A 17,272-nucleotide genomic window follows, 5' to 3' on the forward strand; every position below is an offset into this window, starting at 1 on the left:
GTAAACGGGATAAATGACTCTGTTCACAAATGAAAAACAGCTTTTTTCTCTGGATTCTCTTCCGAAAACCTGATGAAAAAAGCTGTCTTTTGTTTCTTCATACTTTGATCCTTCTGGCTGCATCGTCACTGATAAGGATCCTTCTGTTTTTCACGCCGACGATAACGCCTCCGAAAATCCGGCTGATCACATGGACGTCTTCTCCTTCGCTGACCTTGCAGCTTCGGATATAGTCCATCGTCTCCGGCATACCGGTCATCCATTTAACGGTATAATCTTCTCCGGCCTTTGTTTCATTGAGGGATAACATGCTTGCATCTTTCCTTTCGTTGTTTTGTCTGAAAATTTAGTTAGTCTTATCTATTATACTGTTCTTTTCATTATTTTCTTCTTTTTGTTCTATTTTATTCCTGTTATCCCGCATTAGTCAATCGTAACAATTTTTCCATATTCAGCGGCAGGCAGGTTTAAAAAAAGTGCTCGTCATACTTGTATGAACGAACACTTTTTCATAAAAATCTATCTGTTAGCTACACCATACTGCTCTGAACAGTTACTGTAAAGTTCCAGACTCCTGTGCAGTTCTGCTGATCAGCACTCCGGCTCGATCAGTCCGTAGGTATTGCCTTTTCTCTTATAAACCACGCAGACCTCATCGTTCTCTGCATTGCGGAATACGAAGAAGTTATGTCCAAGAAGCTCCATCTGTACACAGGCATCTTCCGGATACATGGGTTTGATCCCGAAATGTTTGGTACGGATGATCTTGATCTCTTCGTCATCCTCTACTTCTTTCTCAATGAACTCCTTACGGAGGTTTCCGCCGTCCTGATGTCTCTCCACGATCTTGTTTTTATATTTGCGAAGCTGACGTTCGATGACTTCCTCTACCAGGTCGATGGATACATACATGTCGTTGCTGACCTGTTCGGAACGGATGATGTTGCCCTTCACCGGGATCGTCACCTCGATCTTCTGTCTTTCCTTTTCTACACTCATGGTTACAATGATTTCAGTCTCAGGAGTGAAATATCTTTCCAATTTTCCAAGCTTGTCTGTCACGGCACTGCGAAGACCGTCTGTTACCTCGATGTTTTTTCCACTAATTGTAAAACGCATAAGCTCAACTCCTTTGTCGATAAAATTCACATCCGGGAGTTTTGAAAAACGTCCCCGGCTGTATGAGCACATTATAGCATATGCGAATACACATTACAAGAAAATATACAAAAATTTTCTATTTTTTATAAAGTTTTCGTATCTTTGTCACAACAATTCAAAGATACCAGGGTGAAAAGTTCATGCTTGCATCATTCCGTCCGCACAGACCTTCTGTACTTTTTCAAATCCCATGCTGCCGCCAAAGAGGTCCAGGGCACTTCCGATGGTCACATCCAGACGGTTCCGCCCCAGTTCTTTTAAACTCCGCAGATCTTCGAAGTTTCCCACACCACCGGCGTAAGTAACGGGAATTTTTCCCCAGTCTCCCAGCATTTTCGCCAGGTCCTTTTCAATACCGGAAGCTTTCCCTTCCACATCTACCGCATGGATCAGAAATTCTGCACAGCTTCCAGAAAGTTCATCCAATATCTCCGGCGTCAGCTTTACCTCTGTAAATTTCTGCCAGCGGTCCGTGACGATATAGTAAGCATCTTCTTTTTTCCTGCAGCTTAAATCCAGTACCAGGTGCTCTTTTCCTACTGCATGCACCAGCCGCTCCAGATTTTCTTCCTTCAGACGGCCATCCTTGAATACAAAGCTGGTAACGATGACATGAGAAGCTCCGGCTTTTAAGAAAGCTTCCGCATTTTTGTCATGGATACCGCCGCCGATCTGAAGACCGCCCGGCCAGACTGCCAGTGCTTTCATGGCCTGTGCTTTCGTGGCTTTATAATAAGGAGAGGATTCGGGGTTTAAAAGGATCACATGACCTCCGGACAGCTTTTTCTCCTGATAAAGTGCCGCATACCAGGCTGCATCCTGCTCTGCCACAAAATTCTCTGCCGCCTGGTCTCCCTGATCCTTCAGAGAACCGCCGACGATCTGTTTGACTTTTCCGTTGTGTATATCAATGCATGGCCGAAATCTCATATTCCTCTGCTCCTGTTCTTTTTTCGACAGTATACCGCAGTTTGATTTTATTGAAAAGAAGTTTTGAAAAACATTCATGGCAAGGTCTAAATGCGTGTCTGTCAAAATAGAATGCACTGAGAGAATCATTCCTGAAATAAGGAGGTTTCAACTTGCAGTCCAAGCCAAAAATCCTGGTACTGAAAATGCGGGAGCTGATCTATACGGGTATTTTTCTGTTTCTGGCGATCGTTCTGATCGTTCTTCTGATCCTGATGTTCCGTTCCGAAAAAACGCCCGAAAAGCAGACTCCGATCTCTACGGAACGATACACCGCCGGTGTCTATTCTTCCCCTGTGACGCTGGGCGATACAGTGGTGGATGTGACGGTGACAGTTGATCCAAACCGCATCAAAGCCATCTCCCTGAACCATCTCAGTGAAACCACGTCCACCATGTATCCGCTAATCGGTCCGGCTGTGGAAGAGCTGGAAGCCCAGATCCTGGAAAAACAGTCTACCAAAGATATCACCTGGGAAGCCACCGGAAAATACACGGCCTCTATTCTTCTGCATGCGATTGAAAAAGCACTGGACCGGGCGGAGGGCAGCGTGTTTTCCGAATGAATCTCACCGGAAAAAGAAAAAAGCGTCCCGGCTTTCTGCCAAAACGCTTTTTTCTTTTTCTTATCCTTCGTCGTCTTTGGGATTTTCACGGTAAAGCTTATAAAGAGTCTCCACAGCAAGATCCAGATGCGTATCTTTCTGTCCGGAGAATTTTCCATCGTCTGCAAGAGAAGCCACAGCCGGATCGATGGGCATTTTTCCAAGAACCGTTGTATCCAGGGAAGCAGCGATCTCATCGATATGGCTCTCACCGAAAACAGAAATCTTCTTTCCGCAGTCCGGACAGACAAGATAACTGTAGTTCTCCACGATGCCAAGTACCGGGATCTTCATGGCTTTTGCCATGTTGAAGGCTTTGGTCACGATCATACGTACCAGATCCTGCGGAGAAGAAACGATCACGATTCCTTCTACCGGAAGAGACTGGAATACCGTCAGCGGCACATCACCGGTTCCTGGCGGCATATCGACAAACAGGAAGTCCAGTTCGCCCCAGATCACATCGCTCCAGAACTGTTTTACCATATTGGCAATGACCGGACCTCTCCAGATCACCGGATCCTCTTCGTTGGGAACCAGAAGGTTCAGGGACATAACCTTGATCCCATTCTCTGTGACAACAGGGATGATCCCGTTGTCATCAGCCACTGCAGGTCCGTGAAGACCATACATTTTGGGAATGGAGGGACCTGTGATATCCGCATCCAGGATTCCCACGCGGAAGCCTTTTTCTGTCATACGGTTTGCTAAGGTGGCCGTTACCATGGATTTACCCACGCCGCCTTTTCCGCTGACCACACCGATGACGTGTCTTACATTCGAATAAATATTCTGTTCTACCAGAAAGCTGGTCTTCTTGGAGGGACATCCCTCACAGCTTTCCTTTGTGCAGCTCTGATTGCTGCAGCTTTTTTCTGCCATTTTTATATCCTCCTGTGGCACTTTATATTCATAATGCAGAATTGCCTAAGCCGTCTTACAGCAAAGCAATCCATAAGCATCCGTTAGCACATGCGCTTAGTCTTCTGCATAAGCATCTGCTTCTATACATCTATGGAAAAATCCCAGCACTTTTTGCTCGTATTCTTCTTTGTGGAGATAATAACTCTCCGCATGGCCTGCGCCTTTGGTGATCCAGATCTCTTTTTCACCGGCTGCTGCCTGATAGATCTTTCTGCCCATAACCGTAGGCACGAAATCATCCTTTTCTCCGTGGATCACAAGCACCGGAAGCCGGCTCTCTGCGATACAGTCAGCGGAAGAAAGATCTGAAAAGCCATAGCCTGCACAAGCCCTGCAGAACAGGTTTGTCAGAAAGATCAGTGGACGGCTCAAAAAGCCTTTTCCGCTCTGTTTCAGCACATGACGGAACTCTTCCTCCGGGGAGGTAAAGCCGCAGTCTTCCACAATCCCCCGTACGGACATGGGAAGACAGAGATTGGAGGCCATAAGCACCGCGGCCGCCCCCATGGAGATTCCATGGAGAAAGATCTTCTGTTTTCCATGAAAGCGCTCATCCAGAAAGCGCACCCAACGATAACAGTCTTCTCTGTCCAGAATACCAAAACCAATGTAACGGCCATCACTTTCCCCGTGAGCTCTGTCATCTGCCAGAAGCACATTGTAACCCGCTTCCAGATAAAAGCGGGCAATGACCGCATATTCCCTCCGCCGGTTGCAACGGTAGCCGTGAACCAGGAATACGGTACTGTCCGGCTCCCCTTCTCCTTCGAAAAACTCACCTCTTAACGTCAGACCGTCAAACGACTGGATGGAAACCTTTTCGCTTCCTCGCTCGTTCAGCCAGCGGTTGCTCTCTGTCCAGAGCTTTTTCCTCTCCTCACCGTTCACGGTGTCCGGTGAAACGATCAGATCGGTCGGATCCGGTCTTTTCCTTACGATGATGTTGTGGAAAACCGCCCCCGCTCCGGTAAGAACTGCTGCTGTCCCGACAAGCAGGATGCCTGCTGCCAGGTTCTTTTTCTTCATAGGATCACCTCACTCTTTCTTCATATCTCTGTAAACGTATAACGCTGATGAAGGCCGCTGACCATCAGATCAAATACGACAGAACCGTCCTTCGCCACCGTCTTTTCATACGTCATTTCCTGTCCGGCAAATTTTTTCTTCACAAATGCATCCAGATCATCCGTCTCGATCTCTTCAAAGAAGGTATCTCTGTCCCTGTTAAGCGGACACTGGTTGATGATCTCCAAGATTGCCTCATATTCTTTCATAGCCGTCACCTCCGGAGCTTCAGAATTTCATCCAGAATCCTTCCTGCCGCCTCTTCTTTGGACATCAGTTCCAGTGAGATTTCCTCCTCCGGTGTGATCATCGTGATCACATTGGTATCTGTACCAAAGCCGGCGCCAGCCTGTTTGAGATTGTTTGCTACGATCAGGTCCAGATTTTTCTTTTTGAGCTTGGCCCTGGAATTTTCCAGCATGTGTTCCGTCTCCATGGAAAAGCCACAGAGGAACTGGCCTTCTTTTTTATGTTCACCCAGATATTTCAGGATGTCATCTGTTTTCTCCAGTTCCAGTGTCAGATGGTCGCCGCCTTTTTTCACCTTCTCATCGCTGACCGTCTGGGGGCGGTAATCTGCTACGGCTGCCGCCTTGATGATGATATCCTGCTCTGCCGCACGGCCGGTCACTTCCTCAAACATCTCTCTGGCACTCTCAATGGGTACTACCGTTACAAACCGCGGTTTCTCGATGCTGGTCTGACCGGTCACCAGAGTGACTTCTGCTCCCCGAAGCATACAGTTTCTGGCTACTGCATAACCCATTTTTCCAGTGGAATGATTGGTGATGTAACGCACCGGATCCATCGCTTCCATTGTGGGACCTGCCGTCACCAGAACCTTGAGACCTTTCATATCTTTTTCAAAAGCGATCTCTTTTAAAATATAATCCAGAAGCACTTCTTCTTTCGGAAGCTTTCCTGCGCCCTCATCCCGACAGGCCAGAAAGCCCACCGCCGGCTGGATCACCTGATAATCATTCAGTGTAAGCTTTTTCAGGTTGTCCTGAACGATGGAATTTTCAAACATCCGGGTATTCATAGCCGGTGCAATCAGCTTCGGACAGGTGCAGGCAAGCGCTGTGGTCGTCAGCATATCATCGGCGATACCGCCGGCAAGCTTTCCGATCACATTTGCAGTCGCCGGTGCGATCATCATGACATCGGCTTTTTTCGCCAGAGCCACATGCTCCACACTGTACTGAAAATTCCGGTCAAAGGTATCCACCAGACATTTATTGTTGGTCAGAGTTTCAAACGTAATGGGATGGATAAAGTTTGTGGCATTTTTCGTCATGATCACATGGACATCGGCATGAAGTTTTACCAGCATGCTTGCCAGATTAGCTGCCTTATAAGCCGCAATACTTCCTGTCACACCCAGAACTACGGTTTTTCCTTTCAGCATGTCGTCCTCCTTTTATAAACGGTTCCCTGTAACGGGATTGCTTTCTCTTGGATCTCGCTGTGTTCCCAGGGGCTGTGTCCGCATTGATACTGCTGCAAACGGGCATAGTTCTCCCTGCACGATATCCATAGTATAACATACCTCTCGAAATATGACATGTTTTTTTCAAAGTGCTTTCTATTTTCCTTCTTGCGAAGCTCTTTTTCCTGTGCTATACTTTCCCGGTAATTGTATTGTATCCCATAAGGGAATAATAACAAGGAGAAAATTGAATATGAAAACACAGACAAAAACAACGCAACTGACAATCCTCGGTCTTATGACTGCAGTGCTGCTTCTGATGGCGTACACGCCTCTGGGATATCTGAACATCGGTCCCCTGGCGATCACCTTCAATGTCATCCCGGTAGCGATCTGTGCCATCACGCTTGGTCCTGCAGGCGGAGCTGCGGCAGGTGCCGTTTTCGGCCTTACCAGCTTCCTTCAGTGTATCGGCGTAGGCGGAACCAGTGCCATGGGTGCGGTTCTCTTTGAGATCAATCCGGTTCTCGCTTTCATCCAGCGCTTCATTCCCCGTCTGCTCGATGGTCTGCTTCTGGGCTATATCTTCCGTGCAGTACGGAAAGCCGGCAATGTTTACGCAGCCTGCCTGGTGACCGGTTTTTGTTCCGCATTTCTGAACACCGCATTCTTCATGGGTGCTCTGGTTGTACTTTTTGGCAATACAGAATATGTTCAGGGACTGATGGGTGGAAAAAATGTGATTGTCTTCATCTGCACGTTCGTCGGAATCAATGCCGTATGCGAAATGATCTCTTCCACCATCCTCACCGGTGCGATCGGAGCTGCTCTTTCCAAGGCAAGACTGATTCCCGCACCGCAGGATAAAAAAGCGTCAGTATAATCAATAGAGGGGTCTTATGATTTTAGCGATCGATATCGGAAACACAAACATCGTCATCGGCTGTATCAAAGATGACAAAATTCTTTTTACGGAAAGAATGTCCACGGATTCCAACAAAACAGTTCTGGAATATGCCATCGGTTTTAAGACCGTTCTGGAGCTCTATCACATCCATACAGAAGATCTGACAGGCTCCATTATTTCTTCTGTTGTGCCTCCTGTGACCAACACGGTCCGGAAGGCGCTTCATAAGATCACCCACCACCAGGCTATGGTTGTGGGACCGGGCATCCGCACCGGCCTGAATATTCTTACGGATAACCCGGCAGTCACCGGTTCCGACCTGATCGTCGGTGCCGTGGCCGCCATCCATGAATATCCGGTTCCGCTGATCATCTTTGATTTCGGCACCGCCACGACGGCTTCCGTTGTGGACCGTAAGAAAAATTACATCGGCGGTATGATCATTCCCGGTATCCGCGTTTCTCTGGACGGCCTGGCAAGCCATGCCTCCCAGTTAAGCCGCATCAGCCTGGATGCGCCGAAAAAGATCATCGGCACAAACACGGCCGACTGCATGAAGAGTGGTCTTCTTTACGGAAATGCCGCCATGCTGGACGGTATCGTAGATCGCATGGAGGAAGAGCTTGGCGAACCGGCTACGGTACTTGCGACCGGCGGTCTTGCCAGTCTCATCGTTCCCCTTTGCAAAAAGAACATCATCCTCGATGATGATCTGCTTCTTCGGGGACTGAACCTGATCTATAAGAAGAATCAGGAACATAATCATTGAATGTAAAACAAAGCGCCGCAGAATGGATCTGATCTCCGTTCTGCGGCTCTTTTGGTATTGGAAAATGAAACAGGCGGGGTGACACTCCCGCATCTCCTAACAATGGGCGACGGCTGCCCGTTCCGTCCTCAGATTTCATTCCATATACTTTATGCTATTTGCAGTTTCATTATACAAAAATCATGGAAAATGTCAAGGTTCTACTCTTTTCAATGTCCCCTTCTTGATAAAATTATGAACCCTGTTATGATTTAAAACATATAAGGATCGTGCATAGTATTTTCCACTCGAAGCTACTCTTACAGCTACTTTCACGTATTCACTGTCAATCTTAAACTCTTTTACATATTCTATCGAGTCATCTGCCGGATTCCTTCCAATGTAATCTGGAAGCCTGATAATCTCCGGTATACAAGAACCATATTTCTGATAATCCTCCCAGTGTCTCGCCTTCATATGTGCAATATTGCTTTGACCCAAATAAATCTTTTCATCTCCAGGAATCGTACATCCCAGAAGTCTCTGTATTTTATCTGATATAATTCCCACAACATCCGCTATATAAATCACCTTCTGGAATTTATCATAACATCAAATGCACTTTTAATCAAGTCTTTTATCTTGTTTTACTTTGCATTTATCTTATGAGCAAAGCGGACACTATTTAAAAAGAGCCGCAGAATGGATCTGATCTCCGTTCTGCGGCGCTTTTTCTACCTTTTCTCAGCGGTATTTATTTACGATCTCTTTCATCTTCGGAAGCTTCTCTTCCATATCTTTTACCAGTTTGAACTGTGTGTGGGCACGGTCCAGATTCTGGTTGTCCCGTGTGGTCTTGAAATAATGGTCACCTTCCAGATAATCGGTGAGGAAACGCATACCGCACTCAAAGGTCATCATCATGGCTCCGGTGGGCAGATTGTCCAGTTCGATATCGGTCAGTGCTCCGCCGCAGCCTTCAATAAAGCCTTTGACATAGAGCTCATAGAGGTCCAGATCGCACCAGATTTTGGAAAGATCCGGCTCGTCCTCGGCTCCTGTGCTGGCACCGAAACGGATGGAATCACCAAAATCATTCACTGCCAGTCCCGGCATGACTGTGTCCAGGTCAATGACACAGATGCCTTTTCCGGTGGCATTGTCAATGAGGATGTTGTTGAGTTTGGTATCATTGTGGGTAACACGGGTCGGGATCTTCCCGGCTGCCTCCAGGTCACAGAGGGTGTGAGCGAAAGCCTCATGATCCAGAACAAACTGGATCTCCTCTTTTACAGAAGCAGCTCTTCCGCAAGTATCGGCTGCCACAGCCTTCTGAAAGGTTTCAAAACGCTTTGCCGTGTTATGAAAATCCGGAATGGTCTCATGAAGGGATTTTGCCGGAAAATCTGCCAGCATACGCTGGAAATGACCGAAGGAAACAGCACTCTCGTAAAAGTCAGAAGGCTTCTCCACCTGATCGTAGCTGGTGGTTCCCTCTACGAAAAGATAGATCCTCCAATACTGTCCTTCGCTGTCCAGATAATAAGGCTTTCCATCTCTGGAACACACGACTGTCAGAGTCTCCCTTTCCGGATCACCGCCGTTTTCTTCGCTTTTCTTTTTGATCCACTCCGTTACATGAACAATGTTTTCCATCAGTTCCACGGGTTTTTCAAAAATATTCTTATTCATTCTCTGAAGGATATAACGACGCTGTCTTTTTTCTGTCTCATAAGTCACGCGGAAGGTATCATTGATATGACCGCTTCCATAGGGCGCCAGTTCCTTCAGCTGTCCTTCCGGCAACGCAAAAGCTGCCAGAACTTCTGCTGTGATCTGCTCCTTATTCACCTTATGCTTCCTCCCAAAGTTTCTGAGGATATCTTCCCTCATCCTTTAATTTCTGAATCGCTGCCACAACCACCGGCTTGTCTTCCTTATAAGTAACGCCGTACCATTTATCTTCGGATTTCAGTACCTCTACCGTAGCTTTCTCCTCTGCCAGAAGCTCTCCTACCACACTGGGAAGGAAAAATTCACATTTCAAAGGATTCTTCGGAAGGTTTTCCTCCAGGAATTTCGGGAAACGGCTGCCGATCTCTTTCATGATGCTGTTGGTAAAGCCCCACATATTCATAGACACAATGCTGCCTTCCGGAATGGTGGTCCAGGTAGCTCCGTCATCCTCGGTATAAGCAGTCACATCGCCTCTTTTTTCGATATGGGTACGCTCGCAGATGCCTACCAGCTGATGGTTCTCATCGGTGGTGCAGACACCTCTTGCCACATGACCGTTCTCTGTCAGGGTATTCTCCAGAATATAGCCTACCATGGTGTAACGGTATTTGTCGTCATCCTCATGGGTGGAAAGATAGTCGTAGATTTCCTGGAATGCATGAGGTCCGTAATAGTCATCTGCATTGATCACGGCAAAGGGACCATCGATCTTATCCCGGCAGCTTAAAATCGCATGCGCGGTTCCAAATGGTTTTACACGACCTTCTGGAACGGTAAAGCCTTCCGGCAGATCCTCCAGCTCCTGGAACGCATATTCCACGTTCATGATCTTTGCCATACGCTCGCCAATGGACTCTTTGAAATCCTTCTCATTTGCTTTCTTGATGATAAAGATTACTTTCTCAAAGCCGGCTCTTTTCGCATCATAAATGGAAAAATCCATAATGATATGACCCTCTTTATCCACCGGATCGATCTGTTTGAGACCGCCGTAACGGCTTCCCATTCCAGCTGCCATGATTACCAGTACAGGTTTCTTACTCATCTTTATCCTCTTCTTTCTATATTTTTTTGTAACTGTTCAGAACCACCTCCAAAATGCTGCGCATTTCGTCGGTGTGGCGTATCCGCCAAATAGATTTCCACGTAAAAGTGTTCATTCATGCAAGCATGATTCACACTTTTGCATGAAAATCTGCTTGGCTCTGAACAGTTACATTTTTTTGAGATTCCGAGCGGGCCATGATGGATGCCGTATACTCGGAAGGTGTCATTCCCGTAATTTTCTTGAACTGACGGGAAAAATAATGAATGGAGGAATAGCCCAGGAACTCGGAAATCTGGGTGAAATTCTGATTTTTCTCCCGGATCAGTTCCTTGGCATATTCCACTTTCATCTTGGTGAAAAAGTCGATCACTCCGCAGTTATGCTGCTCCCGGAAAATCTTCTGCAGCTGGGAACGCCCGATCAGGTTTTCCCGGCAGATATCTTCGATGGTCACATAACCGCAGATATGTGCTTTCAGGTAATCCATGATCTGGATATAAGCTGCGGATCCGCCTCCGCCCGGAGCCCAGATCTCTTCCGCCGGTTTTACCGGATTGGGAAGGTTTCTCCGTATCATACTGAGGAGCAGAAGCTCCAGATACAGCCGGATCAGCTGCTCTGAGCCAAAGGGAGCAGCTTTCTTTTTCTCCATCTTTTTCAGATAGGGATCATCCAGAGGAGATTCGATACAGCGCCGTGCTTCCGAGATCATCTGACCTAAAAGTCCTCTTTCGTACTCGCTGACTTCCAGGATACGACCTTCGAAAAACTTCATTGCCTGAGAGGAGCAGGCAAAGGAAACCACCACCACATTGGGGGCACAGGTTCCTGTTGCCGCCAGGTTGTGAAATTCATTAGGCTTATGGAAGATCACCTGGCCTGCCTTCAGCACATGATCCAGAACCTTGATCTCTCCCTTGTCCACACACTGGAGTTCCCAGAAATCATGGGTTTCTCCCGGAAACTCAAAGTTTTTCATATATTCAAAATAGTGTATCGTATAAATTTTTCTGACTGTGATCTCGTCTTTCAGAACGATGCTTTCGTATTCCATATCTTCATGCCTGCCTTTACTTTCTTAGAACGGTATTCTTCGTCTTCTCCACTTATCATACCTGTTTTTTTTTCGGTCTGTCAAGTGGGGATTCCTTTCCGCCGTCCGGTCAGACAAAAGAAAGCATCAGATGGTTCCCGTACCCATATTTCCGGCAGTTACGATGTTGCACCAGTTGTTCATATTGAAAGGCTTCTGCAGTCCTTCCGGAGCACTGGGCTTGTAGGGAAGACGTTCTTCCAGAAGCTCCGGGATCTCTGTGATCTCACCGTCAAGGTATGCCAGGATACGCTTCTGTGCGCTTACCAGTCTTGCATGAAGACCGCCCTGACGGATATCAATCGTCTCATAACCATTGGGCTTGCACTCATGGAACCAGATCTTCTCACGGAAATCGTGATACTGCTCCAGTTCTTCCAGGCAGACGGGGATCTGCTCTTCGGCAATGCTGGTCAGCCAGTCTCTGTCGTCCTCCAGATAAGCTCTGCGGATATCCATACCGATGCCGCCCTTCACTGCAAGGAATTCTGCCAGGGAACGGTAGCAGGCAAAGAGCGCTTTGGAAACGGTCACACGCTCCTCCACTGCCCGGAGTTCTTTTGCCAGCTTGCCGTAATGGCCGTAGAGATCATACCCCTCGTACTGACGGTCGAAAAGTCCCAGCAGCGGATCCTGATAAAACAGATGCTTGGATGGAGTAACTGCAGCAATATTCAGCGGGTCACAACCCGGCAGGCAGTCCATTTTGGTGAGAAGCATCCACTCTTCCAGGGAAGCTTCCTGGAAAAGATGAAGCTTCTCATCAATGGCAGCATCTTCCGGCTCCTCCGCAAAGCCTTCCTCTGCAAAAAGGATCAGTGGAAGCAGACCTGCTGCAAAGGGAGTCTCGGTGCCGTCATCCATCCAGAAAGTCATAAACGCATTGCGGACTTTCTGCTGTTTCATAACGCGCATGGCGATCCTTGTGCTGTCAAAGGCTTTTCCATAGTTGGGGATCAGACCGTTCCAGGTCCAGCCGCCGCCTGCGAAATAAACTTTATTGGAAAGTTTTTTGTGAAGGCTCAGCATTCTCTCATAGGTCTTCGGATCGTGGTTGTAATAATCCCAGTAAACCATCGTCAGGTTATCACCCGGTTTTTCTTCCTCCGGCCACTCATACTCTTCCGGAACGCCGTAATAAGAACCGTCCTCTGAAGCCAGGTTGAAGAACATATCACTCCACATCATGGGCTCCAGACCGTATTTCGCACAGAGTTCCTCGACCTTTGCCAGATGACGCTTCATAATGGAAAGGCGGTTTGTGAAGCCATGCTTTCTCAGATATTCACCAAGACCCAGACCGTGTGCTTCATCCATACCCAGATGTACTTTCTTTGTGCGGACGCACTCAGAGAAGTTTTTCAGCATAGCTTCGATGAGTTCATAGGTCTTTTCCTCCTCCGGAAGAAGGTTGTCCCGGTTGTCCTGCAGGCCATTGCTTTCCGGCCAGCGCAGGAAAGTGCTCAAATGTGCCAGTGTCTGGATACAGGGAACCAGATAAATACCGAAAATTTCGCCGTAAGCATCGCACTCTTTCAGCTCCTCTTTTGTAAATCTGCCGCGGAAAGCGCCGAAGTAGGGATACTCCGGAAGCTCATAGGTATCTTCTGTATAAAGGAAGAGCTCGTTCATGCCCAGAAGAGCCATGGTACGGATCATCCGTTTCAGCATATCCGGTGTGGGAACACCGTTTCTGGAACAGTCCGGCATAGCGCCCAGGCAGTCTGTATAAACCGTCTCCTCTTTCACAAAATCCGCATCCTCCAGATGCTGGAAGAGATAGCCGAGACCGCGGAAAAAATGAGCCTTCTCTTTGCAGGAGATGGTCACATCCAGACCCTTTTTCTCAATTTTTAATTTATTTTCTTCTGTAAATACCGGTGTGATGGAAATTCCGCCCTCGCCATATACATGTCCACGTTCTTCCAGCAGGATCTCGAGACCTTTTTTCAGTGTTTCCTGCTCTTTTGTCAATACAAAATTCATAAATTTCCTCCTTGTATCAGTTCTGTACTTGTGACTTTAGTATAAACGTATTCCACAGGAAAAGCTATAGGACAATCAGCTCTTCTTTTTGCTTTTTTTGCACAAACGGCCGTCTTGTCAAAACGGGGTTTACGCCGCCGCTTTTTCCGTTTATAATATTCCCGGGTAACAGTTCAGAACATAAGCGAAATGAAAAATCAGACTATGCAAACTTGTTTGCAATAGGATGAATTTTTTATTTCGGAATGGGCGGAACGGCGCTGAGTCCCGGTGGGACTCGTTTAGCGCGGACCGAAATGGAATGTAGATCCATTAGCCTCAGACAAAAGCTGCGAATGCAGCGAGAGCGCATGCAATGCGCGGGGTGCTGAGTCCCGGTGGGACTCGTTTAGCACCGACCGAAGCAGCGCGTAGACCTGTGGCCTGTTGTTTTGAACGTTCGGAACAGGCAAAGCAGAGCGTGGTCTGTGGCCTGTTGTTTTGAACGTCCGAAAAGAAAAAAGGAGTATTTATGAGTATTTTAAATGTTGAACATCTGACCCACGGCTTCGGCGACCGGGCCATTTTTAATGACGTTTCCTTCCGTCTCCTCAAGGGAGAACATATCGGCCTTGTGGGTGCCAACGGTGAGGGAAAGTCTACTTTTATGAACATTGTCACCGGTAAACTCATGCCTGATGAGGGCAAGGTAGAGTGGGCAAAAAATGTCCATGCCGGTTATCTGGACCAGCATGCGGTCCTGGAAAAGGGCATGACCATTCAGGATGTGCTCAAATCCGCCTTCGATCCCCTTTTAAAAAAGGAAGAACGGATGAACGAAATCTGCGATCATCTGGGTGAAGCTGATGAAAATGAAATGGAAGCCCTTATGGAAGAACTGGGCACGATCCAGGATGAGCTGACGCTCCACGATTTCTACACCATCGATGCCAAGATAGAGGAGGTAGCCCGTGCCCTTGGTCTTCTTGATCTTGGTCTTGACCGGGATGTGACAGACTTAAGCGGCGGACAGCGTACCAAGGTCCTCCTGGCAAAGCTGCTTTTGGAGAAACCGGATATCCTTCTTCTGGACGAGCCTACCAACTATCTGGACGAGGAGCACATTGCCTGGCTGAAACGTTATCTTCTGGATTACGAAAACGCCTTCATCCTGATCTCCCACGATATTCCTTTCCTTAATGAAGTGATCAACATCATTTATCATATGGAAAATCAGGAGCTGAACCGTTATGTGGGAGATTATGACCACTTCCAGGAGGTCTACGCCGTGAAAAAATCCCAGCTGGAGGCTGCCTATCGCCGCCAGCAACAGGAGATCAGCGAGCTTAAGGATTTTGTGGCACGGAACAAAGCCCGTGTATCCACCAGAAACATGGCCATGTCCCGGCAGAAAAAACTGGATAAGATGGATGTCATCGAACTGGCTGCCGAAAAGCCAAAGCCCGAATTTCATTTTCGCTATGGCCGTACACCCGGCCGTATGCTGTTCGAGACCCATGATCTTGTCACCGGCTATGAGGAACCCCTTTCCAAACCGCTGAACCTTTCCATGGAACGCGGGCAGAAGATCGCGATCACCGGTACCAACGGCATCGGAAAAACCACTCTTTTAAAAAGTATCCTCGGACTGATTCCGGCTCTTGCCGGTACGTGCGAACTGGGAGAAAATCTCCAGATCGGCTATTTTGAACAGGAAGTGAAAGGCGACAACCGTACCACCTGTATCGAAGAGCTCTGGCAGGATTTTCCTTCCTACACACAGTATGAGATCCGTTCCGCACTGGCTAAATGCGGACTTACCACAAAGCACATCGAAAGCCAGGTACGCGTCCTGAGCGGTGGAGAACAGGCCAAGGTACGGCTTTGCAAGCTGATCAACCGTGACACCAATGTCCTGCTCCTGGATGAGCCCACCAACCATCTGGATGTGGATGCAAAGGAGGCTTTGAAAAGTGCTCTCAAAGAATACAAAGGCAGCATCCTTCTGATCTGTCATGAACCGGAATTTTATCAGGATATCGTCAATGAAGTCTGGGATATGAGCCGCTGGACCACGAAGATCTTCTGACGATCAGCCGGTTTTTCACAGAATTTTCAAATTTTCTCCACAGACAGGACACAGGAGCTGTCTATAATGAGAAACAAGAAAAGCAGACAAGTGCTTTTCCATATAGATTCTCTTTTTCATATTTCGAGCCGAAGGTTCCAGCAGACCTTCGGCCCTCCTTTTTTTACGCACCTTTCTACGGTTGACTGACCATCTGATTTGAGATATAATTTTTCCAGAGCATCCGGAATTTTCCGGAATTTTTACAAGAAGAGAGGAACTATTTTATGAAAAAAGTAATCTTAACCGGAGACCGTCCCACCGGCCGCCTTCATGTAGGCCATTATGTGGGTTCTCTTTCTGAACGTGTAAAACTCCAGAACTCCGGTCAGTACGATGAGATCTACATTATGATCGCAGATGCCCAGGCACTCACTGACAACGCAGAGCATCCGGAAAAAGTCCGGCAGAATATCATCCAGGTCGCTCTGGATTATCTGGCCTGCGGCATTGATCCTGATAAATCCACGATCTTTATCCAGTCCATGATCCCCGAGCTCACCGAGCTCACATTCTATTACATGAACCTGGTGACGGTATCCCGTGTACAGAGAAACCCGACCGTAAAGGCAGAGATCCTGATGCGTAATTTTGAAGCCAGCATTCCGGTCGGCTTCTTCTGCTATCCCATCAGCCAGGCTGCAGATATCACGGCTTTCGGCGCTACCCATGTACCGGTAGGAGAAGACCAGCTGCCCATGCTGGAGCAGTGTAAGGAGATTGTTCACAAGTTCAACACCGTATACGGTGAGACTCTGACCGATCCGCAGATTGTCCTTCCTTCCAACAAGGCCTGCCTGCGTCTGCCCGGTATCGACGGCAAAGCAAAAATGAGCAAATCTCTTGGAAACTGCATCTATCTTTCCGATGAAGCAGATGACGTAAAGAAGAAAGTTATGTCCATGTTCACCGACCCGAATCATCTCCGCGTGGAGGATCCGGGAAAGGTAGACGGCAACCCGGTATTTATCTATCTGGAAGCCTTCTCCCGTCCAGAACACTTCGAAGAGTTCCTGCCGGATTACAAGAATCTGGAAGAACTGGAGGATCATTACAGAAGAGGTGGTCTGGGTGATGTGAAAGTAAAGAAATTCCTGAACAACGTCATGCAGGCAGAGCTGGCTCCGATCCGCGAGCGCAGAAAAGCATGGGAAGCAAGGATTCCCGATATCTACGACATCCTGAAGGCCGGAAGCGCTGTTGCTGAAAAGAAAGCAGCAGAAACCATGACGGCTGTAAAGAAAGCCATGCAGATCGATTATTTTGGCTGACTTTTCCTAAAAAAACACCCGCCATCCGTTTTTACACGGTTGCCGGGTGTCTTTTTTATTCTGTTTCGCTCTCTTCCGTTGTCAGAAGCTGGCCCTCGTCCTGTTTTCTTTTCGATTTTTTGTAACTGTTCAGAGCCAAGCAGATTTTCATGCAAAAGTGTGAATCATGCTTGCATGAATGAACACTTTTACATGGAAATCTATTCGGCGGATACGCCACAC

Annotated in this window: 17 protein-coding genes; 5 read left to right on the plus strand and 12 right to left on the minus strand. The window is 47.6% G+C overall.

Going from position 1 to position 17,272, the window contains the following annotated elements; translation table 11 throughout:
- Positions 1 to 97 precede the first annotated feature (97 nt).
- The 3 genes from DXA57_RS12430 to hisA form a co-directional block, all read right to left on the minus strand.
- The gene (locus tag DXA57_RS12430; RefSeq protein WP_117767667.1) at positions 98 to 310 is read right to left on the minus strand and encodes a FeoA domain-containing protein; all 213 of its coding nucleotides are present in this window, start codon (positions 308 to 310) and stop codon (positions 98 to 100) included.
- Positions 311 to 591: 281 nt separating this feature from the next.
- A complete protein-coding gene (hpf, locus tag DXA57_RS12435; protein WP_117767668.1) occupies positions 592 to 1,119 on the minus strand; it encodes a ribosome hibernation-promoting factor, HPF/YfiA family in 528 nt (175 codons plus the stop codon).
- A gap of 180 nt (positions 1,120 to 1,299) precedes the next feature.
- On the minus strand, positions 1,300 to 2,091 hold the full coding sequence (gene hisA / locus DXA57_RS12440; RefSeq protein WP_117767669.1) for a phosphoribosylformimino-5-aminoimidazole carboxamide ribotide isomerase: 792 nt from the start codon (positions 2,089 to 2,091) through the stop codon (positions 1,300 to 1,302).
- A gap of 152 nt (positions 2,092 to 2,243) precedes the next feature.
- Between hisA and DXA57_RS12445 the strand changes: the two genes are divergently transcribed.
- Entirely contained in the window at positions 2,244 to 2,696 is a 453-nt protein-coding gene (locus tag DXA57_RS12445) for a hypothetical protein (protein ID WP_117767670.1), read from the plus strand.
- A 60-nt stretch (positions 2,697 to 2,756) separates the two neighbouring features.
- Here the strand turns inward: DXA57_RS12445 and DXA57_RS12450 are convergent, their stop codons facing one another.
- From DXA57_RS12450 to coaBC, 4 genes are all read right to left on the minus strand, one after another.
- Positions 2,757 to 3,617 (minus strand): Mrp/NBP35 family ATP-binding protein, encoded by an 861-nt coding sequence (locus tag DXA57_RS12450; RefSeq protein ID WP_117767671.1) that lies wholly within the window; start codon positions 3,615 to 3,617, stop codon positions 2,757 to 2,759.
- A 96-nt stretch (positions 3,618 to 3,713) separates the two neighbouring features.
- Entirely contained in the window at positions 3,714 to 4,685 is a 972-nt protein-coding gene (locus DXA57_RS12455) for an alpha/beta hydrolase (protein ID WP_117767672.1), read from the minus strand.
- Between the two features lie 20 nt (positions 4,686 to 4,705).
- Positions 4,706 to 4,933 carry a hypothetical protein gene (locus tag DXA57_RS12460; RefSeq protein WP_117767673.1) on the minus strand — a complete coding sequence of 76 codons (228 nt, stop codon included), beginning with the start codon at positions 4,931 to 4,933 and terminating at the stop codon, positions 4,706 to 4,708.
- Between the two features lie 5 nt (positions 4,934 to 4,938).
- The gene (gene coaBC, locus DXA57_RS12465) at positions 4,939 to 6,132 is read right to left on the minus strand and encodes a bifunctional phosphopantothenoylcysteine decarboxylase/phosphopantothenate--cysteine ligase CoaBC (RefSeq protein ID WP_117767674.1); all 1,194 of its coding nucleotides are present in this window, start codon (positions 6,130 to 6,132) and stop codon (positions 4,939 to 4,941) included.
- A gap of 274 nt (positions 6,133 to 6,406) precedes the next feature.
- Between coaBC and DXA57_RS12470 the strand changes: the two genes are divergently transcribed.
- Both DXA57_RS12470 and DXA57_RS12475 read left to right on the plus strand, forming a co-directional pair.
- The gene (locus DXA57_RS12470) at positions 6,407 to 7,036 is read left to right on the plus strand and encodes an ECF transporter S component (RefSeq protein ID WP_117767675.1); all 630 of its coding nucleotides are present in this window, start codon (positions 6,407 to 6,409) and stop codon (positions 7,034 to 7,036) included.
- 16 nt (positions 7,037 to 7,052) lie between these two features.
- Entirely contained in the window at positions 7,053 to 7,829 is a 777-nt protein-coding gene (locus DXA57_RS12475) for a type III pantothenate kinase (RefSeq protein ID WP_117767676.1), read from the plus strand.
- A gap of 192 nt (positions 7,830 to 8,021) precedes the next feature.
- Here the strand turns inward: DXA57_RS12475 and DXA57_RS12480 are convergent, their stop codons facing one another.
- The 5 genes from DXA57_RS12480 to DXA57_RS12500 form a co-directional block, all read right to left on the minus strand.
- Positions 8,022 to 8,378, minus strand: a complete 357-nt coding sequence (locus tag DXA57_RS12480) for a PBECR3 domain-containing polyvalent protein (protein WP_243005791.1) — start codon at positions 8,376 to 8,378, stop codon at positions 8,022 to 8,024.
- Between the two features lie 174 nt (positions 8,379 to 8,552).
- Complete coding sequence (locus DXA57_RS12485) at positions 8,553 to 9,659, minus strand: phosphotransferase enzyme family protein (RefSeq protein ID WP_330423262.1); 1,107 nt, start codon at positions 9,657 to 9,659, stop codon at positions 8,553 to 8,555.
- Position 9,660: 1 nt separating this feature from the next.
- A complete protein-coding gene (locus DXA57_RS12490) occupies positions 9,661 to 10,590 on the minus strand; it encodes a nucleotidyltransferase family protein (protein WP_117767678.1) in 930 nt (309 codons plus the stop codon).
- Between the two features lie 130 nt (positions 10,591 to 10,720).
- Positions 10,721 to 11,647, minus strand: coding sequence for a helix-turn-helix domain-containing protein (locus DXA57_RS12495; RefSeq protein WP_117767679.1), 927 nt, complete (start codon positions 11,645 to 11,647; stop codon positions 10,721 to 10,723).
- 126 nt (positions 11,648 to 11,773) lie between these two features.
- Positions 11,774 to 13,672 carry a beta-N-acetylhexosaminidase gene (locus DXA57_RS12500; protein ID WP_117767680.1) on the minus strand — a complete coding sequence of 633 codons (1,899 nt, stop codon included), beginning with the start codon at positions 13,670 to 13,672 and terminating at the stop codon, positions 11,774 to 11,776.
- A gap of 511 nt (positions 13,673 to 14,183) precedes the next feature.
- Here DXA57_RS12500 and DXA57_RS12505 point away from each other — a divergent pair.
- Both DXA57_RS12505 and trpS read left to right on the plus strand, forming a co-directional pair.
- Positions 14,184 to 15,740: an ABC-F family ATP-binding cassette domain-containing protein gene (locus DXA57_RS12505; protein WP_117767681.1), complete on the plus strand. Its 1,557-nt coding sequence runs from the start codon at positions 14,184 to 14,186 to the stop codon at positions 15,738 to 15,740.
- Between the two features lie 266 nt (positions 15,741 to 16,006).
- The gene (trpS, locus tag DXA57_RS12510) at positions 16,007 to 17,050 is read left to right on the plus strand and encodes a tryptophan--tRNA ligase (protein ID WP_117767682.1); all 1,044 of its coding nucleotides are present in this window, start codon (positions 16,007 to 16,009) and stop codon (positions 17,048 to 17,050) included.
- Positions 17,051 to 17,272: the final 222 nt, after the last annotated feature.

The sequence above is a fragment of the Blautia sp. OF03-15BH genome, assembly GCF_003463065.1.
GTDB lineage: Bacteria > Bacillota > Clostridia > Lachnospirales > Lachnospiraceae > Limivivens.